The sequence below is a fragment of the Portibacter lacus genome (assembly GCF_021533215.1).
In the GTDB taxonomy this organism is placed as follows: domain Bacteria; phylum Bacteroidota; class Bacteroidia; order Chitinophagales; family Saprospiraceae; genus Portibacter; species Portibacter lacus.
Genome location: NZ_JAJNKA010000005.1, coordinates 241,204 through 265,995 on the forward strand (window position 1 = coordinate 241,204; position 24,792 = coordinate 265,995).

Consider the following 24,792-nt stretch of genomic DNA (forward strand, 5'->3'; position numbering starts at 1 on the left):
GAGAAGCAAAAGAAATTTTATAATATCTAGACTCTACTTTTAATTTTGAGCAGTCAAGCCTGATATCTATCTACTGCTTTATGATTTTCTTGCAACTTTTTGAAGTTGCCGTGTTTACCTGAACAAAGTATATTCCAGGAGTAATTTTACTTAGATTAAGAATGGAAGAACGACCATTAAACTTTTGATCTTTAACCATCACACCTGACTGGCTGAATACTTTTACCGTAAATTCTTCGTCTATGTCTGTTTTGATAATGACTTGGTCTTGTACTGGATTAGGGGAAATCGAAATGGACCTCGAAAAAGCATAATCTTTTGTATGAACTAAAATATCGTTCATAATTTCTTCGATCTGTACTTGATCTAGAGCAATATCATATACTCTAATATCATCCAGCTCTCCTATCCAAAAATAGCTACCATTGTAACTCGCGTTGCCTATTTGGATGTTATTGACTTTCGCATCTGTGTTAATGGAAATGCTTTCAGAATTATACGACTCTCCAGAATCCGGCTGATTCTCGTAATGCTTGCCATCGATGTAGAGTTTTATATCCTTAAGTAAAGCTCCATTATCCGGATCATAGGTGACCGCAATATGCCTCCATTCATTATTATCTAACCTAGTGACTTCACTATTTGCATTCTGCACATTGCAAGAACCCGCTTCTACCCGAATATTACCATTATGAACCATGACATTAAACATCTCACCACTTAGGTTTTCTCCCCATGATACAATGGTCTTACGACTTCCCACTGTGCTCGTTTTAATCCACGCCGTAACCGTTCTAGGACCATTTCCTCCTATTCCTTTATAGCTGTTAGTAAGATAATTTCCAGTCTTTCCAGGCAATTCAAGTGCACTTAAGTAGTTGTTATTCTTATCCCTTACATACATGGGTGTGAAATTCCCAACTTCCGCCAGGTTTCTCTGGTAAGATGATGAATCCGCCGTCGTTGCATCAAACGTATAATGTGCTTGCAAATTTCCCATGCCCATGTGCTCGGTTACTTCTATAAAATCTGTTTTCTCAATAGAACTTGTATCAGAAGTGGTGAACACTTTAAGCTTGACCTTATACTTGCCTATTTCATCATAAAAGATAACAGGGCTTTCATCATTACTCTTTGAGGGATTTCCACCTTCAAATTCCCACTCCCACCTTATTGGATTTCCGCTTGACTCATCCTTGAATTTCATAGAATTACCCTTAATGATCACTTCCTGCTCAGATGAAAAATCAGCGTTGGGTTTAACTGCCTCTTCACCGTACAACATTGACCTCCAAAAACCTCTTCCATCTGTTGCTATCGTTAATAGGCTTTCCGTTCTGCTTTCTCCATAATAAATATCCATTCCAGCCACTCTAATTACGGGCAATCCTTTCGAGTAATCTATCCATTCGCTCATGGAATTATCTTTGTAATAAACACCTATATCTGTCCCGACGTAGATGCCTTCGTCACTGGATTTATCCAATATCATTTCTAGCAATGCAACTCCAGGAAGTCCGTCCGATATATTTTTCCATGTTTCTCCTTTGTCCTCGGATTTGTAAATTTTAGAGCCTAGTAAAATATAGACTATCCCATCATTTGTAGGATGAGTGGCGATATCCGTTACTTTACCACTCGCAGGCAACTTGCTAGTAATATCCGTAAATGTAGGTTGCGCTGATCTTACATTTTCCGACCTGAAAAACCTGTTTCCTTCTCTCGATACATACATGATTTCATGATTTGCATCCGCTTGCTCGATTTTTTCTATTCGCTGGTTACCACCAAATGTGGAGATTTTAGTCCAAGAAACATCTTGTGTGTTTTCAGCTCTCGCATTCTGTGTTCGCTCTACTTCGAAAAGGCCCACGTATAAAACATTGACATCACTCTTATCTAACACGCCCGTACCTGTGTAATAACCTCTGTTCGCTGTAGTCGAGTTAATTCTCTGGAATGAAAAGCCTCCATCCGTGGAACGGTGTATTTTGTCATACTTAAAATGGTAAGCATAGTTATCATCAGAATAATCAAATAAAACAGTGGCTTCATCGCCTCCCCAAGGTGAATACCATGATCCTCCTCTATTCAATTTAATGCCACAATGGAAGGTTCCACCCGCTACATTCGATCTATTCGTTTGGCTTTGGGTGCATTCCCATACTTCTGCGATCGGTAATCCATCAGTTATCGGTTCGAACAAGTTGTCTTCATTCAGAAAATAGATTCCACCATCATTAACAGCAAATAGTTTATTAGTCCCTGGCTGGTATGCCCAAGATAACTGGTCTAAATGTAGACCGAAACCCAGTGTGGTAACTTGGTCAAATGACTGTGTCCAAGAAACGCCTCCATCCGTGGATTTCCAAGCTTTCACGCCTCCAGCATAGATCAGGTTTTCATCTTCTTGATCCGCAACTATAAAAAGATTATAATTGGGCTGGCCTCTTGAAATTTCACCTGCGCTGCTGTAACCTGTAATGCACGGAGATTGTCCTGATTGCTTGGTAAATGTTTGACCTGAGTCTTTAGAAAGATACACTCCTTCGAAAGAATCATCTCCTAAGTGATCTCTTGAATTGATGACATAAACATAATTCGGTTTTGCCTTAGTGGTTGCGATTTTCATAAACGCACCCTTTTCGAATTCAATTTCTGTCCATGTATCTCCACCATCTTCTGATCTGAAAAATTGCGAAGGATTTCCATTCGTTCCAGCATATAGAATTTCTGGATGCTCTGGGTGTGATTTAATTTCTTCTACAAACGGAGCCGTTAAGACATTCATAAAATGAACACCTCCATCTTCAGACTTAAAGATTCCACTATCATTTCCTGCTAAGATCACATCTGGTTCATCACTTTTAATCAGTAAACCCTTCGTTTTTTCAGTGGTTAACCCCGTTTCATCCCAAGTGTTTCCTCCATCTGTGGATTTCAGCACACCCAGATTACTACCTAAATAAATGGTTTCTGGATCAGACGGATCAACGGCCGAAATATAGGTTTCCTCGATTAAGTGATCTGTTAATGGCGTCCAAGTCTTTCCGCCATTTTCAGTCTTAAATGAACCACTTTTAAAACAAGAAATATAATACGTATCAAGATCCTCTGGATGAAAGGAAATGTGTTTCACTCTTCCTCCATCTCTCTGATCTCCGTTGGGTCTAGGACCTACCCGAAGTGGACCATAATTAAACCATTGACCTTCCTGATTGCCTCCTACATATGAACGCATTCTTTGGAACTCTTTTTTCACAACTGTAGGTGAAATAACATGGCCTGATTCATCTAACCGCTTCGACTGGATGGCGTACCATCTCTCGAATTGCTTAGATCGGTCTCCTTTATGATGTGTGTGATTTGCCCAGTACGCATCAAAAGCGAGCCTAGCATCATTCATATTTACATCAGGTTCTTCCATCATTTCTATCCAGATAGGATAATCTGAGTCTGAAACTGATTCCGATACTTTGTTATTACAACTGACAAAGCATAGCAATGCCATTAGAAACATGAACATGTTTCTTTTATAAAGTCCTTTTATCATTCTATTTATTTATAAGACCGATTATTCAGAGGCATAAACTTCCTCTAAGGCCTCAATTCGAAATCTCTCTATTTCTGGAGTCTTGTGTTCTTTCTTAATGATTTCATATAATTTTGTGATGAATTCTGGATGTTCATCAACCAAATTATTTAGTTCTTCGATATCCTCTTCAAGGTTATATACTTCTATGTTTTTATTCCCTTTGTTCATATCCTTCCAGAGAATTTTCCATTTTCCCATTCTAACAGCAACTTGGCCACCATATTCTGGATATTCCCAGTACATATATTCATGGTCCTTCTGCTCTTTTTCTTGGGTCAATGTATTCAAGAAACTTATTCCATCTGCATTTTCTGGTGTTTCAGCTCCAGCGATCTCACTTAGAGTAGGCATTACATCCCAAAACGCTGAGATGTGGTCTGTTTTAGAACCTGATTTGATTTTATCTGCCCAAGTAGCAATCATAGGAATTCTAATTCCTCCTTCATATAAAAACCCTTTTCCTCTTCCGCGCTCACTTGCAAACGGTCCTCCACTATCGAACCAAGGAGAATCTGATCCTCCATTAAAGGTCGGTCCATTATCCGATGTGAAAACGATTAAGGTATTATCGTAAAGGTCTTTTTCTTTAAGATAGTCCACTAATTTTCCAATATTCTCATCTAAGTAAGAAATCATTGCAGCATAAGTTGCATGCGGATATCTTACTGGAAAGTAACTTTTCTTCTTACCTCCTTCGAAGAAATAATACGGTTCTTCATCTCCGAATTTCTCTACATAATGATCTACCCAGTTCTTAGGCGCCTGAAGTGGCACATGCGGAATCGATGATGCCCAATAAATAAAAAAAGGATCTTCCTCGTTTTCTTTAACAAATCCCATTAGTTTCTCGAAAGAGATTTCCGGAGAATATCCTGGTTGTTGATACTTTGCATAAGATTCAGGATCATATGGATCTGCGCCTGGATCTAGACCAGTAGTCGGTGCAATAGTATCTTTATTAATGATGTATCTCTTTTCATTCTCATACATGTGAATCGGGTTAAATGTATGAGCTATTCGCTGACAATTGTATCCGAAGAAATAATCGAAACCCATTTTCGTAGGAATAGACTCTGTATGCGGAGCTCCAAGTCCCCACTTCCCAAACATTCCTGTACGATATCCAGCATCTTTTAATAAGTTGGCAATGGTAACCGTTCCTGTAGGTAATGGTCGCTGACCTTCGAGAGTAGAATCTTTAACCATCGCTTCGTAAGACCATACATTTCCTCTTTCTCTCCATTCATCATTTCCTCTCACATAAGAATGTCCCATGTGCTGTCCAGTCAATAAAACAGATCTTGCTGGAGCACATACAGGAGCGCCAGTATAATGCTGAGAGAAAATCATTCCTTTGCTAGCGAGTGCATCAATGTTAGGTGTCTCTATTTTAGTCTGACCATAAGCACCGACTTCTCCGTAACCTAGATCATCTGCAAGGATGTAGATAATATTTGGTTTGGCATTCTGAGTTTTCTTCGAAGAAGAAGACGAGCAACTGTATAATGTGGTTAAACCAAAGAATAGGAATAACATTGAAAATCTACCTGCTTTACGTACTAATACTTGCATTCTATTTATTTTATTTCACTTAGAATCTTAACTTCTTCTTGAGTTAAAACTACATCAAAAATTCTAACATCATCCATCATCCCTTGAAAAATTGACCCACCTAATTGCGAACCGATATTAACATCCGTTTCTCCAGCAGATCCTGTATCTAATGTTTTTCCAGCGATGCTAAAAACTTCAACTGCATCGATATATATGATAATTTTATCTCCATCATAAGTATAAGCAATGTGATGCCATTCATCATCATTTACCGCAGGACCTATGGTGTGACCTCCTCCTTGATACTCATATCTAATTTCACCAGTGTTTTGCATTTTGAATGAAGATCTACTAAACGATCCTGTCTGACCCCAATGAACCAAACCAGAGGTAGCAGCATGGTTGGTTTTAATCCACAAAGCAACGGATCTCGCTCCTGCACCATTAATTCCTGTATAACCTGTTAGGTCTATTTGGTTATTACCATTGAATACATAGGCGCCTCCACCTCCTGGACGAATTCCGTAAGAAGCTGGAGCTGCTGGAGTTGCTGTAAACGAAGTCAACCCTGCGTTATCCAAGTTGTCCTCAAAATCCAACCTAACTTGTGGTTGTGTTTCAATATCAATAACAGGAGGAGCAGTGATCACGATATGGTCTTCCATCAAAATCTCCCCAGCACCTTCATCATTTCTAACGGTTAACATTACATCATAAGTCCCTGCTCCTTCATAAGTGACAGTAGGATTCGCTTGGTTACTATACGTAGGATTTCCACCCTCAAAATTCCAAGTATACAGCGATGGTGCATTAGTAGATGCGTCCGAAAAAGTTATAGAATCTCCAGCCTCTACTGTTGTAGCGCTTGCATTAAAAGCAGCCATTGGTAACAAGGCTGGATCTGGACCATCATCTATTGATTTCTCACATGAAACAATGATTGCTAAGGTTAACACGAAGAGATATATCTTATTATATTTTAAATATTTCATTTGTTTGCTTTTAAAAAGGTGATCCGCACTCTCACATAACGGATCACATTATTTATGAAAAGATTTCTACCAACCTGTATTTTGAGTCAATTGTGGATTAAGTACGATTTCATCCGATGGTAAAGGGAATAAATAAGAGTGTTCTGGAAATGGTGGTGCTTGTCCTGGAATTAACTGCACATATCCTTCGGCTGCATCATTCTGAATCGGTATGGTTTTCGTATAATCCGCTTGTTTAATCCATCTTCCCAGTTGAACTTCTGTTGCATAATCCATTTTTTTCCATCTTCTTAGGTCTTCTCTTCTAAATCCATCAGCCATTAATTCTATGGCTCTTTCTCTTCTGATTTCGAATAACACTGGATCTACAGATGGATCTCTAGTCGGATCGAAAGCTGCGTCTATACTATTTACATCCATGGGTGCAACTTCTCCACGCGCTCTTAACTTGTTAATGGTTTCATCCGCAATAGCTTGATTAAACGTGCCCATTTCCCATGTTGCTTCTGCATAATTAAGCATCACTTCACCTATTCTGAAAATTGGAAAGTCATTGATATCTGCAGAAGAAACTCTTGGATTAAGATCATTATATATCTTCCATAATCGGTATCCATTTCCAGTCTGTGTAGGTGCTAGAAGGTCAAAATTAGGCACTTCTCCTGTTGCTCTTCCTGACCAGTTAGCGTCCGGTAATTCTTTATATGGAAATCCACCTGTTATTGATTTCAAAACTGGAAAGTATTCTTGATCAGCTGGATCTTCTGTAAATGTCCATGTGTCTACAGAACCATTCCCGATAATCTTGTAAGGTGGTGGTGTCATAACCAAAAGCCTTGTATCTCTATTTCTAAATTCAGCATATGGATCTTTATCGCCTTCGAAAAGCGGGCTATTGTGAACCGTCAATCCATCTTTACATAAAAATTTGTCAATTCCTTTTCTCGTGATGTCATACTTATTATTCGTAGATCTTGTATTCGTAGAATTCCAATGTGTCAAAATATCTACAACAAAATGCTTGTACAGAATGATTCCGTCTTTATTTCCTAGATCTTCACTGTTGTATACCTGGTCATAATTTGGATGAATCGTTGGATACTTATCCATTAATTCTCTAGATGCTTTAATAGAAGCATCTAAGTATTTTTCCTGATCTCCTAGGTTATGATACTTTCTCCATGTTCCTTCGAACAGACCGAATCGAGAAATAAAGGCTTTCACAACGTTTTTATTAATGGTATTCGGACCGTCACCTTCTTCCTTAACGGTTTCTGTTGCTTCTAGTAAATCTCTTAACATGTTTCCTGCTACAACATCTCTGCTATCTCTAGGACCATATAATTTCTCTAAGTCCGTATCCTTCAGTGTTGTTTCTAGCCAAGGAACTCCTCCATATAACTTTAGCAGTTTAAAATATTCATGTGCTCTGAAAAACAAACCCACACCTCTCCAGTGTGCAATTTCTTCTTCCGTCATATCGCTATTCACAATGTTATCAAGCATGATATTAACCACTCTAATATTAGCATAGGTATTATTCCATGTAGCTGAAGTTGCAGGCACATTAAGATTACTCCATGAGTATGCTGGACCTACGGTACTGCCTCCATTCTGAATTAAATCAGCTTGTGGCTCCGTTGCATGTATTCCTCCTGTAGATCTCGCGTAGGTTTCAAAAAAATCGTAGAAACTCCAAGCGTAAAGTTTAACATTATTGTAAGTTGAAAACGTAGTTGCTTCCGACAGCTCGTCTTGGGGCACTAGGTTTAGAAAATCATCACTACAACTTGTAAAACTTATGAGCGTGACGATGAATAAAATTTTATATATCTGTTTCATTTTTGTCTCTTTTTTAGAATGTTGTATTAAGTCCAATAGAATAGTTGCTCATCAATGGGTAAACTCCATTCGAGCCATAATCCGGATCTAGCCCTTTAGGCAGATGATCAAATGTGTGAATATTGTTACCTGCAACAAATACTCGCAATTGCTGTAATTTCACTCTTGAAAGGATTTTCTTAGGAATAGCATAACCTATCGTAATATTTTGGATTCTCATATAGCTCTCGTTGCTTAAGTACTTGGTTTGTACTCTTCTGCTTCTGCCATAATTGCTTCCTGTATTACCATTCGGCTCTCCATAAACTCTTGGGTAGAATGCATCCTGATTATCTGGTGTCCAGTAGTCTAATTGGTGTTTGTAGATGTTATCAAATACCGATGGATAAGGCCATATTACATCTGAATCTCTCCATAAGTCTCTTTTACCCACTCCACTAAGTACAAAGGAAAGATCTAAGCCTTTATAACCTACATTTCCATTGATACCAAATAAATATCTTCTATTAGAATTACCGATGATCTCTACATCTCCAGGTCCTGTATTAGGTACCAAGTTTCCTGACTCATCATACATACCCTCTAAGGTTCCATTTCCAGCATTGATGACGCCATCTCCATTAAGATCCTTATATTTTATATCTCCAGGATAAGGTGTCGGTGCATTTTCAATCTGAACTACGCCTTCTTTAAGTTGACGATTCGGACCTGATAAATGCGCATCTAGTGTTCCACCTACAAAATCATCTACTGTATAATATCCATCCGTTACATATCCCCAGATCTCTCTTGGATCTTTTCCGACATAGAAATTGCTGATGATTCCACTTTCGTTAAAGAACTTAGTGATTTTACTTTGATTGTCAGAAAGATTGAAATTTATTCCATATCTGAAATCATTTCCACCATCTCTCCATCCCAGTTCAACTTCCCATCCTCTTGTTTCAAGGTCTGCAATATTTTGATCTGGAGCTTCTGTTCCAAGTGTTGCCGGTAAGTCGGCGCCAGCTGAAAGCATCCCGATGGTTTCTCTTTTGTATATATCTCCTGAAAAATTTAATTTGTCTTGGAAAAAGGCGATATCTACACCGATATTACTTGTTCGTACTTTTTCCCAAGTAAAGCTGTTACTCACCAACTGCCCTGGGCGTAAAGTCAAGTATTGTTGGTCATTATCTAGGTTAACCCAAGAAGCTTGAAAGTCTTCGTATCCCGAAATAGATGGGTAAAAATCTGCAGTTTGTTGATTTCCGATCTCTCCCCATGACGCTCTTAATTTAAGCATTGATAATTGCTCCACTGGAGCTAAAAATGCTTCTTTAGCTAAATTCCATCCTACAGAGAATGAAGGCAATAGTACGAATTGGCTTCCATTCGGGAATCTAGATGATCCATCATATCGTCCATTCGCTTCTAAGAAATACTTATTATCGTAATTATAGTTTACTCTTCCGAAATATCCCATAACCGCCCAGTCTCCATAGGAATCAGAAATATCATAAACATCTCCGATCGCAAGATTGAATGTAGGTAGCGTCGGATCTATCAGACCTGTTCTTGTACTTGCAAACCCTTTATTAACAGAGTTCTCTCTATTAAATCCAGCCAGCAAGTTGATGTTATGTTTACCGAAACCCATATCGTATTTTCCATAAAGGTTTAGAGAGTTATACGAGGTATTGAACTCACTTCTGGAAATTCTTGAGTTTTGAAATGCATTTTCTGCACTTGTATTTGGAATAAATTTGAAACTACTTGCGAAAATCGTCCCGTTATTAGCAGAAAAATTATTAGCTATTCGCTTTTCATAGGTATACTCCCCAGTAAGCGTAAAATTTTTCACTGGTGTAAATTCTAACTTTTGAAAGAAACGCTGATTGTTATTATCTGTCGTACTAGGCGTTCTATATCTTACAAAGTTTCCTGGTGAGTCAAAAGGTATAATATCTCCTGCACTCGTTTCGAAAAATCCTGTAGGATCGTACATTCTGCCTTGAATAGCACTTGCATACTGAGCAATTGGTCTGATTTGATTGCTGTTTTTGTAGAATATATTCGTTGTAGATTTTAGGTTTTTGGTCAGGTCAGCACCTAAGAAAGCATTGATATTGTAATTAGTAAACTGATCTTTATCTGTTACCATAATCCCATCTTCGAAACTAAAACCACCATTGACCCTATAAGAAATCCGATCACTTCCCCCACTAAAAGTAAGGTTGTGTAGTGTATTGTAACCTTGATCATTCAAGAAGTCACCTATAAAATCTGAATCCGCTAATGCGTAGTAATTATTATTTGCCTCATCAAAGGCGATCGGATAATTCTCTCCTGAAACTGGATCTTTTAGGTAAGTTAAGGAGCTTGGGTCGCTATCATATGTGTCTAAGTAGTTTAACCATTTATCCACATTCTGGCCAGCAAAATAATCATCTACCCCAAAGTCGCTTAACGCTTGAACAAACTCTCTCGTTGTTGCCTTTTCAGGTAGTTCCGAAGCTCTAGAAATACTATTCGTTGTTGAATAACTAAACTGAGTAGGTTGATTTCTAGAAGCTTGTTTGGTCGTAATTAATATAACTCCAAAAGCCGCTCTTGCTCCATAAATAGAAGTTGCTGATGCATCTTTAAGAACCGAAACAGATTCTATGTCTCTTGGATTTACATCATTTAACGACATGGGAACATTATTCACCAGAACCAATGGAGATCCGCCATTGATAGACATATATCCTCTAATTCTAAGTGCTGTATTATTTGCGCCTGGTTGGCCAGAAGTATTAACCACTTGCAGTCCAGCTGCAACACCTTCTAAAGCTTGTGCTGAATTTGTCAACGGTCGATCGCCTATTATATCATCTAATTGGACAAATGATGCTGCACCTGTCACGTTTTCCCTCTTCTGAGTTCCGAAACCCATTACCACTACTTCATCTAAAACTTGTGCATCTACATTAAGCGAAATACTGAATATTTCCTGTCCATTCACTGGTATTTCCTGAGAGATATAGCCAGTATAAGTAATGACTAAAGTATCACTCGTCTTCGCTTCTAGTTCGAAGTTCCCTTCTACATCCGTAATGGTTCCTCCTAATGTTCCTTTCACAAGAACATTTGCTCCAATAAGCGGAATTCCATCTGATTGATCAGAAACGGTTCCAGTTATACTAACTTGTTGAGCCTGCACCAGCACTGCACTAAATAACAGCAGCAAAGCATAAACTCCTTTTTGTAAATTAATTTTCATTTCAAGTAGTTTTTAAAAATTTTCTAATAAGTATCTTTTATCCAGTTGTATGGCTTTCTCTTAATCCAAGTTCCTCTAGTGAAATCAGGGAAGTCTTGAGGTTCTCCGTTGTTTTCGATAGATAATTCAGAAAGTGGTGTTACTGCACTCCAGGCAGCTGCGTCATATGCGTCCATCGGAGGTGCAACATTCGCTTTCACAGATTCTATAAAAGCGTTCATCACAAAAAAATCGATTCCTCCATGTCCAGCTTCTTTTGCGCCAGAACCATATTTTTTCCATAATGGGTGGTCATATTTCTCAAACCATTCGTCCATTTCTTCCCAGCCATGTCCCTTTGTTGTGCCTTCTACGTGAATTCGTTGGGTGTGATAGTCAAAGTCTGTTAGGCCTTGTACCCCTTGAACTTTGAAACCGAGTGAATATGGGTGTGGTGTATTAACATTATGCGTGACAATGATCGTTTCTCCATTCGAAGTCTCGATGGTCGAAGTGATAATATCTCCTTGCTTCCATTTTAGTTTAGCATTAGGATGAGATACTCCTGCATTGTCTACGATGTATTTATTTAATCCGATGGCCTTAGTGGCGTGAGAAGTCAACGAAACAAAACGATTTCCTCTATTGATATCTGCCATTACCGCAATCGGTCCTAATCCATGAGTAGGATAGACATCGGCATTTCTTAGTAGAGAGTGTTGCGTTCTCCATGCTGATTCTGAAATTCCCTTTTCACCGAATTCTACTCCCTTTCCGTATGCTGTCTTGCCATCATTCAGTTTTACGCCTCTTAGGTCATGCTGGTAACCACAAGTAAAGTGGAGTAACTCACCAAAAACATTTTGCTTAACCATGTTCAAAACAGCAAGCACATCTCTTCTGTAATTCACATTCTCTAGAATCATTAAGTGTGATCCTGTTTCTTCATGAACATTGACCAAGTCCCAACATTCTTCTAAAGTATTCGCAGCAGAAACTTCTAATCCAGTGTACTTCCCAGCTTTCATGGCATCCACCGCCATTTTGGTGTGCCACAACCATGGTGTAGATATCACCACTGCATCTAGATCTTCTTCTAAAAGGTTTCTGTAATCATAGTCGTCCTTTCCGAAAACCTTGGCAGGATTCTGATTGGCTTTTTTAATTTTGTCTTGAGCGATATTAATCCTTCTTTCATCTATATCACATATACAAGTAACGTTAACATCATCTCTTTTTAGGAGATTATTCAAGTGATTCGTTCCTCGTAGACCCACTCCTATTAATCCAATGTTTAGCTTTTCTACATTGTTGCTATACAATAGACTATTAAAGTTAGGTAGGACAGAAATTGCCGTCCCCGCTATTGCCGATTTTTTAATAAAACTTCTTCTCGAATTCATATTCTGACCAATTACAGTTTTAGATAATTTAATTTCTGTTAATTCAGTTTTGTCAAAATTATGCGGAAAGGCTCTCGAAGAGGGGATAAAAATTCGGCTAAAACACCCTAAAATTTAGTCATCTTGTATATTGAATTTATACGTTTAGTATAGGAATTAAAATATAAATTATTGATTATTAAAGATTTAATAAGATAAGCCAATATAAAACTGGAAAGTACTAACTTAATGGCCTTAAAGTTCGTTTCTTTTATAAATTTGCGAGACTGCTGCGTTAAGATTTACTCAAAAGCAGATAATTACCATGTTAACAAAGGTCAATAATTCTATATTACTCAATTTCCACCAATACTTGATTCAGGTATTAGTTGCGATAATATTGATCTTATTTCCACCTATAATTAGCGCTCAACAATCTAATAACTTTATACATTTAGATCCCAAGTTGTACAATGAGTCACTATTCATAAAATCCACCGTAGAAGATAATAATGGTTATATCTGGTTTTTTCACGATAAAGGAATTTCAAAGTTTGATGGGTATAATTATTTCTTCCATCCTTATGATGAGTTATTTGATAATGAAAGAACTCAATATAGAATTCACTCAAGTGAAAAAGATGGAAAAGGTAATATCTGGATTTCATCTTTCTTAGGGGAAATATTAAAAATAGAACCTTCTGGAGAGATCCTTAATTTGACAAAAGAACTTCAAGATCTATCTGGTGACGTTGTTATTCAAGATATTACCTCACAAGATAATAGTGTCTTGTTTTTATCCACAAATGGGATTATAATTCAATATGACCTTATAACTAATCAATTAAAAAAATTAGAAGAGATCCCCATGGCGATCGAATCAGGAGAATTGTTTACTGATGTTGAATCCGATTCTAACTATATCTATGTCTCTTCCAATCAGGGAAGCTTATTTCAAATTGATAGAAAGCATCACGAAACAACAGAGATCACTGGGACATTCAATCAATCTTATAATAGGATAAAAATCTCCGTTGACCCTAAGGGAAAGGTTTGGATAGGAACTGAAGGAATAGGAGTTTATGTATTCGACCCACAACAAGAGATGATTACTTCGTTTACTCCCTCTAATTATCCGGAATTTAATAAACGAAACAACTTAATCTATTCGCAATATATCGATCGTTCAGGTGCTTTGTGGCTGGGCACAGATGGAGATGGATTATATAAAGTAAACACCGAAACTTACCATATCCAGAATTTTGTCAATGATGAAATAAATCCTGTTTCTATCCAGAACAATACCATTATAGATATCCATGAAGATTCTAATAAAAACATGTGGATCATCACCAAGGGAGGTGGCGTTAATGTAATTCCAAATAATACGAAGAACATCAATTACCACAGTGGTTCAGAGAATAATTCAGTGTCCAGTATTCTATCCATCTATAAAGCATCTGATAACAGTCTATGGTCTGGAACTGATGGAAAAGGTCTGAACCGACTTTATCCGAACAACTTATCCGTCCAGTATTCAGCTGAAAAAGGGTTTATGGGCAAATTCATACAGTCAATCGTAGAAGATGAAAACAAAAACCTTTGGATAGGTACCTACCTAAATGGGCTTTGGATTTACAATAGCAAAAAAGACAAATTTGATAATCTTCAAGTGCTCGATAAGAAAGGAGTCGAAGTAAAAGATATCCGATTTATTTTCCATGATAGCAAAAATAGAATCTGGGTTAATTCTGATGCAGGAATTTACGTATACAATAAGAACCGAAAGCTACTTGCGAAGTTTATCAATCATAAAAACGGGATCTATGGCGGTATATCACAAGCCATTTCAGAAGACAAAAATGGTAAAATATGGATTGGAATAAACCAAGGTGGTTTATTTTCATTTGATGAGAATAAAGAGGATTTCACAAAATCCTACTTTAATAAGCACCTCTATTACAATGAGACTGAAGCTAGTATTTACAATTATAACATCATCGATATCGCCATTACGGATGATGGGCAATTATGGCTTGTAACCATTTCTGGACATTTGATAAATTACAATCCGGAGACAAATGAATACGTGCATGTTTCAAAAAAGGAACTTAAAAATGTAAACTTCACAGCAGTACTTCTAGAAGATGATCAGAACTTGTGGTTAAGTTCATTAAAGGGTATCATTCACTATGATCTAAAAAATGAAGTCATCTATAAGTATTATAGAACCGATGGATTGCAAGGAGATATTTTTAATAGAAGAAGTGCTTTCAAGGATCCTTCTGGCATCCTATATTTCGGCGGAAACAATGGCTTAAACTATTTTAATCCATCGGAAATGAAGCCTGTGAATATTAAAGGAAGTCTATATTTTAATGAAATAGAAATCTTAAATAAACCTGCTGCTTCTATTATCCCTGATCAGGTTAATTATGGCCTTAATAACATTGACCAACTTAGATTTACCTATAAACAATCCTCTTTTGGCTTTCAATTTTCAGCTGTAGGAAATATCCTAAACCCTAATTTTAGATATGAATATCGCTTAAAAGGCTTCGAAGAAGAATGGCAAGAGCCTAGAAATAACCTGTTCGTGTCATATACCAATATTCCTCATGGAGATTATTCTTTTGAAGTTAGGGCAAGTTCAGAAAATGAGGAGTGGAATATACCAACTAAGAAAATAGATATACATATTTCGCCTCCTTGGTGGTTTTCGATTTGGGCATTTATGGGTTATGTATTAGTAGCGCTGTCCATTGGTTATTTCTTATACGCGCAGATAAAACTGAAAAGCAAATTGGTTAAGGAAGAATGGCAGAGTAAGAAAGACAAGGAAGTCTATGCAGCGAAGATGTTATTCTTTACGAAAATGTCACATGAGATCCAGACGCCACTTACCCTAGTCCTCGGAACACTAGATTCGATTCGTAGAGAAACCAATGCCGATACGAACCCAGAACTGAATAAAAGAATGTCTGTCATCTTGAGGAATGTAAGGCGTCTTTCCAGAATAGCAACGGAGCTCACAACATCCAGAGATAAAGAATTGGGTAAGCTAAAAATACAAGTGAAATCTTCAGATATCGCTGAGGATTTAGAACTTATCTGCCAATCTTTCGAAGATCAAGCCTCGTTCAGAAACATAAAATTCAATGTAGAATTACCCAAACAGTCCATGAGTGCATGGTATGACCAGAACCTTATAGAGCATGTGATCTATAATCTACTTTCTAATGCTTTCAAGTTTACACCAAGAAAAGGCGAAGTTGGCCTTAAGCTCATTTCTGAAAATGATGAATGGATTAAAATAGAAGTAAAAGATTCTGGAGATGGAATACCTGAAGAAGAGCTGAAAAAGATATTTAAGTTATTCTATCAAACGGACCTTGGAAAGAACATTAAAGGAAGTGGAATAGGACTTGCACTTACTAAAGAAATCATTGAATTACATCACGGAAAGATCGATGTTGTATCTATAAAAGGTGAAGGATCTGTATTCACTGTAATCCTTCCGAAACGAGAAGATGCATACTCACCAGAAGAAAAGATTAATTACAAACCTATTACTGAAAACGCTGTAATCGTTGAGCAAGGTGAACAGGGCAAAGTAAATAAAACCACACATCATAAAACTCTACTAATCGTAGAAGATAATTTCGAAATGCAGTTATTTCTTCAGACGGTTTTTAGCGAAAATTTCAATGTCATCCTCGCAGAAAATGGCAATGAAGGAAAAGAAAAAGCCTTATTATTCCATCCAGATCTCATCATAAGTGATGTAATGATGCCAGAAGTGGATGGTATACAAATGATTAAACTACTTAAGAAAAACAAAGCTACTCAGCATATTCCGATCATTCTATTAAGCGCGGGAAGCAAGAGCAACAAACTGAAAGGCTTGCAACATGGAGCCATCGAATATTTGTATAAACCCTTCAATGTTCAAGAACTTATCTTAAAGGTTAATAACATTATATCAAGAAGTGAGAGCGTCATTCAGAATTACAAGAAGGAACAGATCGTTCAGCCAGACTTAGTGAATTCGAAGTCTCAAGATGATCTTTTCTTAGAACAACTGGTCAATGAAATAAATAGTCAGTTAGATAATGAAAATTTCAAACTCGAAGACTTATCCACAGCATTGAACATGAGTTATTCTTCTGTATATCGGAAGTGTCAAACATTGACCGGAAAGACATTGGTTAAGTTCGTCCGTCACCTAAGAATGAAAAAAGCCAGTATATTATTTACTACTCAAGGATATGGAATTTCAGAAGCTGCTTACAAGGTCGGATTCAGCGATCCTAAGTATTTTTCTAAGTGTTTCAAATCGGAATTCGGAGTAGCTCCATCCCAATTCAAGCTGGAGAATATTTCACAATAAGTTAGGCTTGATTCCTCAACCTCACTTGTTCCCTTACGATAATGGCCATGGCGATAAAAAACATTCCTCCCACTTTTATAGCTTCGATTAAGTCATTAATCAACACCGTCACTGCAATTAAGATAATGGATATCGTAGCAGCCATGACTAATGCTTTCATTTGTGGATCCATAATCTGGTGATAAAGTGAAGAACCACATATAATCGCAGTAAACAAGAAAATGATAAAAACCAATAGCCCTATAACTCCCTGCTCCACCATCGTCATAAGAAAATAGTTATGAATACCAGACTTATCAGGGTTGTCAGAAACATAGGTCACAAAACTACTCACCATGTAGTTCTTGTAATTAAAGTAAAAATTTCCAGGACCAAATCCTGTCCACGGCCTTTCACCTATCATGTGCCCGCCAGCAACCCACCGATTCACCCGCTCCATCGTGGATATATCTTCTAACTTAATGGTTGCTTCGATCAGATTATCATAGTTCTCATGCGTAATCGTCTTCTCATACTGAGGCGCGAATTCGAGATACTTTGAATTATTGACAAAGTAGAAACCTAACAAGACAGCGATAATTCCACTAGTCAGTATGGTTATATTAACAAGCTTAAACTTGATGATATAATAACATCCGATCGCAATAACGACTGCTAATTGCGCAGCTCTAGTGTAGGTGAAATAGATCGCAACTAGAAACATGACTCCTAATGACGCAATCAGTAATCTTTCCAAAGAACCTTTATCATACCATTTATAAAATGCCCACAAATACGGAAGGAAGGCCGTCATGAGCAAGCCATAATTCACATGGTTTCTATAGATAGGACTCACCGCTGCATTCACTTCTGAAAATGAGAAATCCAACATAGCATGTCTTACTAACACATAAATGATGGTCAGACTTAACATCGAAAGCAGTGTCCAAAAAAACATCTTATATCTATTCTTGTCTTTAAATATGTACAGACTCAGGAAATAAAATGGAATAACGAACCACAGTTTAGCCAAAAAAAACTTGATACCAATCACTATGCTATCTGCTAAAACTGCAGTTACAAGTATCCATCCTAGGTGAAAAAGTAAACCTATCGTAATTGGATGAGTGATATAGTTTACACCACTTCGTTTAAATTTTAATAGAAAGATGAAAGGAGAAAGTGCTGTTAGCCCGATTAACAGTAACTCGCCCGGCACATCGATTCCCAGACCATTCGGTAAGTAAAACTCGATCGTGATCGGAAGGACGAAAATCAATAAATAATAGAGTTTAGATATATCTAAAATTCCCCAGATACCAATAACAAGTACAAATGGAACTAGCGCCAAGTAATATGCTTCTAGATATATAGCGGCACTAACACATAAAACAAAGACTAAACCCAGCATAATGAAAAGACGCTCTGGGCTGTAAAAATGGCTATGTTTTATAGCAGAGATCATTTTACCTCATTCCAGTTCACCGATTTGTATTTTTCTACAACTACCGCAACCAATAAGCTGAAGAATAAGGAGATCAATGCTACAGACAGCACTAATATAGATCTTTTCGGTCTCGATTTTACTAACGGAGTTTCAGCAGATTCTATTAGGTGAATCGCATTATAATCCGACTGCTTCGCCGATAATAATTGTTTATACCTTTCTTTATCCAAACTTAACTGAAGACCGAACTCTCTTTGTTCCTGCTCTAATACAACAACTCTAGAGACTCCTTTCGTGAAATCCTGAATTTGCTTTTCAATCGCAGCTATCTGCGATTTATTAGTAGCTGATGCCAGTGCTTCCGTTAATGCTTGACCTTGGTATTCTGTATCAAAAATCCCGTACTTGCTTTTTTCTCTTTCTATTTTTCTGGTTAGAGAATCAAGATCAATGGTCTTTCTAGTAATATTGGACTTAAATTTCTCAATCTGCAAAGATTGACTTCTTTTAATCGTTCGTTGTGCAATTTCATTAATTACATCTCTAGCTCTATTTGCTATCTTTCGTGAAAGTTCTGGATCTTTATCTTCAACTGAGATCTCTATCGCATCGAACTTATTTTTCTGAGCAGAAAATAATTTTCTAAAATGCTCATTCACTTTGAACTTACCCTTAGCTGTCTCAGTCTTAATTTCGTAGTGTTCTGCTAGATTGAATTCCTCTATTAATGTATTCGCTAATTCTCCAGAATTAGCAATAGAAAGCAGTCTATCTATATCTTCATCTCGACCATAATAGTCAATGTTTATTTCGAATCCTCCTATTGGTGCTGGCTTTGCCAAATCTGAACTAGCAGCATAGAAGATGGTGGTTGATTTGTAGTAATTGTCCAATGTTAGAGAAATAATCACTGCAGCAATAACGGCTATTGAACATAATATAAGAATGGATTTGAACCACTTTCTAAATATTTTAATCAACGATAATAAACTATCCGTACTATTCATTTAATTCAATTATTTCGCAAATGTATGAAAACCCAACATTCTTTTCCTTAAATCCTGACTTCGGTTTATATTCTGAGACTTCCTGCATTTAATTATTTAGTATACTATATACTAATATTGACCTAAATAAAGGACTACCTATATCATCTTAAAGTCTGACTTTTTAATCAACCCAATCAAGAAAGCAATCATTAGAAAGAGTAAGCCATTGAAAAATATAGATATAAAAAGACGATCAATCATGTAGCTATTCGTAAAATAGAATAGAACGATGACAACCAAAGACATTAAAATGAGCTTAACCATGTTCACCCAAGAAAATGATAGATGAAATATTCGATATGAATAGAACACTTGTATCATCAACACCACAAATTGTGTGATCATTGTGGCAAATGCAGCTCCTGTTTTACCCAATTCTGGTATCAAATAATAGTTAATTCCTAGATTTAGTACAAAGCCAAACAAAGCAATATAATTGAGAATCTTGATGCTTCCATTCGCAGTCAATAAAGTCCCATATATGTAATTCAAACTTAAGGCAAACCCGGCTATCATTAAGAACAAAAAGGCTGCTGGATATTCACTCTCCACATTGACATAAAAAAAAGATAAGATATCCTTTCCTCTAAATATGGTCATTCCGATGACAAAAATACTTCCCAATGTCAACAACCGAAATGCCCAAGAAACCAATTCGTTAACCTTTTCATTTTGCTTAATCATCCTTGAAAACATGGGCAATAACAAGACCGCGAAAAGAAATGTGAAATTGTTAAACGTATCGAATAACCTGAAGGATTGTGCATAAAGTCCAGCTTCCTGACCATTATCATTAAGCATCTGTTCTAACATGATACTATCCATTCTTGAATAGCCCGCCATTAATAAAACAAGGGAAGCGTACGGAAGACTTTCTTTTAACAAAGACTTGATAAAACTGAAGTCAATACTTAATGACAGCTTTGTTAATTTTCGATGTGTATAAATCAAGGCGAAAAACAATGTAATGGCTATACTCCCGAATTGTACTTTAACAAAGTAGCTGATCGTGATATCTACAATGCCTGGATTTCCCCAGATCACGTAACTCATCCAGATAATTAAAATGAGCTTGTCTAATACAGATATAAAACTATCCGTAAAATATTTTCCTGACCCCGAAATATTCGTTCTTACGTAAAGAAGAAAGGAAAGGCATGCCTGGCTCGCGATTATCCAGATTAGAATACTCTGAAAATATGCTAGATAACCGAAAAAATAAGCTGTGATGGTTACTAGTATTCCGAAACCTATAGAAAAAAGCAACTTAGCACCTAATACGCCAGGCAGAAAGCTGGAGAGCTGTTCCGGATTCCGCGATATCTTTCGATTATTGTAATTCTGAATGCCTAAGTCTGCGAATATTTGCTGGATATAGACAAAATTAAATAGTGCTAAAAAAATACCGTAAGCCTCCGTACCAACAATATTCTGGACCGACGTATCTATTGCTAAAGCATAAAAAGGTTTAATCAAAAGATTAAGACCTACTAAAAACAAGATATTCGCCGTAAATTCCTTTTTCATAAACGGTTGTGATTACACAATCCTAAAACTAAGACTTATTTCAAAATGAGAATACTTTTTATCCTATTACTCTTCTTCTTCGCCCAAATAGCGAATACGCAAAATGATCAATATATAGAATTAGGGAGCGATGGCGCAGTAACTTTGAAAAAAGAAGGCGCAGATTTTTTTGCGAAGCTCGCTATTAATTGTGTCCACCAAGAATACCCGAACAAACTGAATCAGGTATTACAAGATGCAACTATGCTCAAAAGTCCTAAAGAACTGCATCCAGCATTCTATGGTTGCTTCGACTGGCACTCTTCTGTGCATGGACACTGGATGCTCATACATCTCCTTAGAACTTATCCTGGACTGGATTCAGAGCAAGAGATTATAGATAAACTAAATATTAGTTTAACTGCTGAAAATATCGTAGCTGAGATCAATTACATTCAAGCTGAAAGTAAATCTTGGGAGCGAATGTATGGATGGGCATGGCTGATGAAACTCGGTGAAGAATTATACAAATGGGATGATGATAATGCCCAGAGATGGTACGCTAATCTGAAACCGTTAATCGAGGTGATCATCGAAAAGTATGAGGAATTTCTACTTATTCAGACTTATCCTATAAGAACTGGGGTTCATCCTAATACAGCTTTCGGATTAAGTTTCGCTTTCGATTATGCCATTACAACTGGACAAGAAGAGCTGGAATGGTACATCAGAAAAGCCGCCTTAACTTACTACTTAGATGATGAAGATTGCCCTGCATCATGGGAGCCATCTGGGGAAGATTTTCTTTCGCCCTGTCTCGAAGAAGCGAACATCATGAGACGAGTACTAGACCCGAAATCGTTCAACAAATGGTTCGAGGACTTCCTAGATAAAAAAGAACTGAAGAGCCTCCTTATCCCTGCCAATGTTTCTGACCGATCTGATCCGAAGATTGTCCATCTGGACGGATTAAACCTTAGTAGAGCAACTTGTTTTTTCGGTATTGCGAACAATTCATTCAATGAAAAACTAAGAGAGCAAATGATAACATCTGCAAATGAACATCTAAAAGCAACGCTACCTAATATTGCTTCCGAGCATTACGAAGGAACACATTGGCTTGGAACATTTGCAGTATATGCACTGAGTGCTAGATAAATAAATGGCAAAACTATTAGAACATAATGATAAAGGAATTTACTGCGAGGTTGCGGATGTTTATATAGATCCGTGGAAAGCAGTTAAAAAAGCATTCATTACACATGCTCATGCCGATCATGCCAGACCTGGATCGTCAGAATATGTCTGTGTCGATGCATCGAAAAATATCATTAAACATAGACTAAGTACACAGAACGTAAGCAGTATTCCTTTCGGGGAAACCTTATCGGTCAATGGCGTAAAGTTCTCTTTCCACCCTGCAGGCCATATCATCGGATCGGCACAGATAAGGGTAGAATACAAGGGTGAAGTTTGGGTTGTTTCTGGAGATTATAAAACAGAGAAGGATCACCTTTCTGGCGAATTTGCACCACTGAAGTGCAATACTTTTATTACGGAATGTACCTTCGGGTTGCCGGTATTTAACTGGCGACCGCAGGCAGAAATATTTAGCGATATCAATGAATGGTGGGCGAAAAACTATGCTGATAAAAAGATAAGTTTCGTTTCAGCTTATTCCCTTGGAAAAGCACAGCGTGTGATCAGTGGTCTTGATGCTTCTATCGGCAAAATTTACTGCCATGCCGCAGTCGAAAATATAAATGAAATCGTCCGCGATTCAGGATTTAATATCCAAAAAACGTTCAGGCTAGATCCAGACGTTCCAAGAAAAGAATTAGAAGGTGCCATGATTGTTGCGCCACCCGGATTTATGAATTCTAATTTTATATCCAAACTTAAAAACGTAGATCTCGCTTCTGCCTCTGGATGGATGAATTTAAGAGGTGCTCGGCGACGACGTTCCGTTGATAGAGGATTTGTCCTCAGTGATCATGCGGATTGGACTGGTTTACTAGATACCATAAATGCCACAGAGGCTGAAAAAATTCTTGTTACTCATGGTTATGTCAATGTTTTTTCCAAATATCTTCAAGAGCAAGGATATGATGCGAGTATCCTAGAAACGGAATATGAAGGTGATGAAGTTGAATTAGAAAGCACTGCGGATGAAAGCGTTTAGCAAATTATTTCAGAAAATAGAGCAGACGACTTCCACGAACGCCAAAGTAAAAGCATTGGTTGAATTTTTCGAGGAAGCCCCAGATCCAGATAAAATATGGGCGATTGCCTTGTTCACACATCGGCGTCCAAAAAGAACGGTGAGTACCACTTTTCTCAGATTATGGGCAGCAGAACTAGCAAATATTCCTGACTGGTTGTTCGAGAATAGTTATCATATCGTAGGTGATCTCGCTGAAACGATTGCATTGGTACTCCCTGTGAATAAGGTTTCAGTAGATAAGCCTTTAGCACAATGGATCACTGAGATCGCAGCATTAAAAAATGAGCCTGAGGAAGTAAAAAAAGAATACATCATCGAAGCATGGAATGCTCTGGATAAGAATCAGCGGTTTCTTTTCAATAAACTCATCACTGGTGGATTCAGAGTGGGAATCTCGCAACGGCTTATTACAAAAGCTTTGTCTAAATACTTAGAAGTTGATGATAGTAAGATTGCGCATCGATTAATGGGCGATTGGTCACCATTCGATATTAGTTTTCAAGACCTAATGGTTTCAGAGGATTTCAAGGATAATATTTCTCGACCATATCCATTCTATCTGGCTTATTCTGTAGAAAAAGAACTAGAAGACCTTCACCCAGTGGAAGAGTGGAGCGCTGAATGGAAGTGGGATGGTATTAGAGGTCAATTTATATACCGTGAAAATGAAGTTTTCATCTGGTCACGAGGAGAAGAACTCGTTACTGATCGCTTTCCAGAACTACACACTATTCCTAATGGCCTTGAATATGACTTTGTTATAGACGGAGAGATTCTAGCTTTTTATGAAGGCCAGCCAATGAATTTCCAACATTTACAGAAAAGAATCGGTCGGAAATCAGTCGGAAAGAAACTGATCAAAGATGTTCCTGTCGTCTTTATGGTCTACGATTTAATAGAATATAAAGGAGAAGATATTCGCCAGCTCCCTTTGAAAGAGCGACGTTCATTGTTGAATCAACTCGTGAAAGAAAGCAATAGTGAAAACTTGATTCTTTCTGAGCAAGTGGAGTTTACTGAATGGTCGGAGTTAAGAGCATTGATAGAGGAAGCAAGAGCTCGGAAGACAGAAGGTTTTATGTTGAAAAATCTTCATTCTCCTTATCGAGATGGTAGAAAAAAAGGAGATTGGTGGAAGTGGAAAGTAGATCCATTCACGATTGATGCAGTAATGATTTATGCACAACGAGGTCATGGCCGAAGGGCGAATTTATTTACTGATTTCACGTTCGCGCTTTGGGATGGAGATCGTTTAGTCACTTTTGCGAAGGCATATTCTGGACTAACTGATGTAGAGTTCCAAGAATTAAGTCGCTTTGTGCGAAAAAATACGATCGAGCGATTCGGGCCTGTACATTCTGTTAAAGCGGATTTGGTTTTCGAATTGGCATTCGAAGGGATTCAGGAATCCAAGAGACATAAATCAGGAATTGCTTTACGCTTTCCTCGAATCCTTAGATGGAGAAAAGACAAGAAGGCAAGCGAGGCCAATACTTTGGCTGATATTAAGACATTATTGGATTAGGCTCACAATCTTCTAAGTATCAATTTTTTCATTTGAAAACCATGACTAGAATGCATTTGGAAGCAGTATGAAAGTCTTCTATGA

The 24,792-nt window shown here is 37.5% G+C and carries 13 protein-coding genes; 4 read left to right on the forward strand and 9 right to left on the reverse strand.

Translation table 11 applies throughout. The annotated features are described in order from the left end of the window. Nucleotides 1-70 precede the first annotated feature (70 nt). The 6 genes from L2586_RS10435 to L2586_RS10460 form a co-directional block, all read right to left on the reverse strand. Nucleotides 71-3,553, reverse strand: coding sequence for a LamG-like jellyroll fold domain-containing protein (locus tag L2586_RS10435; protein WP_235292833.1), 3,483 nt, complete (start codon nucleotides 3,551-3,553; stop codon nucleotides 71-73). A gap of 21 nt (nucleotides 3,554-3,574) precedes the next feature. Beyond that, on the reverse strand, nucleotides 3,575-5,167 hold the full coding sequence (locus L2586_RS10440) for an arylsulfatase (RefSeq protein ID WP_235292834.1): 1,593 nt from the start codon (nucleotides 5,165-5,167) through the stop codon (nucleotides 3,575-3,577). A gap of 5 nt (nucleotides 5,168-5,172) precedes the next feature. Beyond that, nucleotides 5,173-6,141, reverse strand: a complete 969-nt coding sequence (locus L2586_RS10445; protein WP_235292835.1) for a LamG-like jellyroll fold domain-containing protein — start codon at nucleotides 6,139-6,141, stop codon at nucleotides 5,173-5,175. A 66-nt stretch (nucleotides 6,142-6,207) separates the two neighbouring features. Continuing rightward, the gene (locus L2586_RS10450; RefSeq protein ID WP_235292836.1) at nucleotides 6,208-7,983 is read right to left on the reverse strand and encodes a RagB/SusD family nutrient uptake outer membrane protein; all 1,776 of its coding nucleotides are present in this window, start codon (nucleotides 7,981-7,983) and stop codon (nucleotides 6,208-6,210) included. A gap of 13 nt (nucleotides 7,984-7,996) precedes the next feature. After that, nucleotides 7,997-11,227: a SusC/RagA family TonB-linked outer membrane protein gene (locus L2586_RS10455; protein ID WP_235292837.1), complete on the reverse strand. Its 3,231-nt coding sequence runs from the start codon at nucleotides 11,225-11,227 to the stop codon at nucleotides 7,997-7,999. Between the two features lie 23 nt (nucleotides 11,228-11,250). Beyond that, nucleotides 11,251-12,609 carry a Gfo/Idh/MocA family protein gene (locus L2586_RS10460; protein WP_235292838.1) on the reverse strand — a complete coding sequence of 453 codons (1,359 nt, stop codon included), beginning with the start codon at nucleotides 12,607-12,609 and terminating at the stop codon, nucleotides 11,251-11,253. 304 nt (nucleotides 12,610-12,913) lie between these two features. On the opposite strand from L2586_RS10460, the gene L2586_RS10465 reads away from it, so the two are divergent. After that, a complete protein-coding gene (locus L2586_RS10465) occupies nucleotides 12,914-16,978 on the forward strand; it encodes a two-component regulator propeller domain-containing protein (RefSeq protein ID WP_235292839.1) in 4,065 nt (1,354 codons plus the stop codon). 1 nt (nucleotide 16,979) lies between these two features. On the opposite strand, the gene L2586_RS10470 is transcribed toward L2586_RS10465, so the two are convergent. From L2586_RS10470 to L2586_RS10480, 3 genes are all read right to left on the reverse strand, one after another. After that, nucleotides 16,980-18,422, reverse strand: a complete 1,443-nt coding sequence (locus tag L2586_RS10470) for an O-antigen ligase family protein (RefSeq protein ID WP_235292840.1) — start codon at nucleotides 18,420-18,422, stop codon at nucleotides 16,980-16,982. Continuing rightward, on the reverse strand, nucleotides 18,419-19,411 hold the full coding sequence (locus L2586_RS10475) for a GumC domain-containing protein (RefSeq protein ID WP_235292841.1): 993 nt from the start codon (nucleotides 19,409-19,411) through the stop codon (nucleotides 18,419-18,421). The genes L2586_RS10470 and L2586_RS10475 overlap by 4 nt, the downstream gene beginning before the upstream one ends. Before the next feature lie 138 nt (nucleotides 19,412-19,549). Beyond that, nucleotides 19,550-20,980: an oligosaccharide flippase family protein gene (locus L2586_RS10480; RefSeq protein ID WP_235292842.1), complete on the reverse strand. Its 1,431-nt coding sequence runs from the start codon at nucleotides 20,978-20,980 to the stop codon at nucleotides 19,550-19,552. Between the two features lie 45 nt (nucleotides 20,981-21,025). Between L2586_RS10480 and L2586_RS10485 the strand changes: the two genes are divergently transcribed. From L2586_RS10485 to L2586_RS10495, 3 genes are read left to right on the forward strand one after another with little or no spacing between them, the layout of a single operon-like run. Next, the gene (locus L2586_RS10485; protein WP_235292843.1) at nucleotides 21,026-22,117 is read left to right on the forward strand and encodes a DUF2891 domain-containing protein; all 1,092 of its coding nucleotides are present in this window, start codon (nucleotides 21,026-21,028) and stop codon (nucleotides 22,115-22,117) included. A gap of 4 nt (nucleotides 22,118-22,121) precedes the next feature. Then, the gene (locus L2586_RS10490; protein WP_235292844.1) at nucleotides 22,122-23,141 is read left to right on the forward strand and encodes a ligase-associated DNA damage response exonuclease; all 1,020 of its coding nucleotides are present in this window, start codon (nucleotides 22,122-22,124) and stop codon (nucleotides 23,139-23,141) included. Further along, entirely contained in the window at nucleotides 23,128-24,708 is a 1,581-nt protein-coding gene (locus L2586_RS10495; RefSeq protein ID WP_235292845.1) for an ATP-dependent DNA ligase, read from the forward strand. Before L2586_RS10490 ends, L2586_RS10495 begins: the two co-directional genes overlap by 14 nt. Nucleotides 24,709-24,792: the final 84 nt, after the last annotated feature.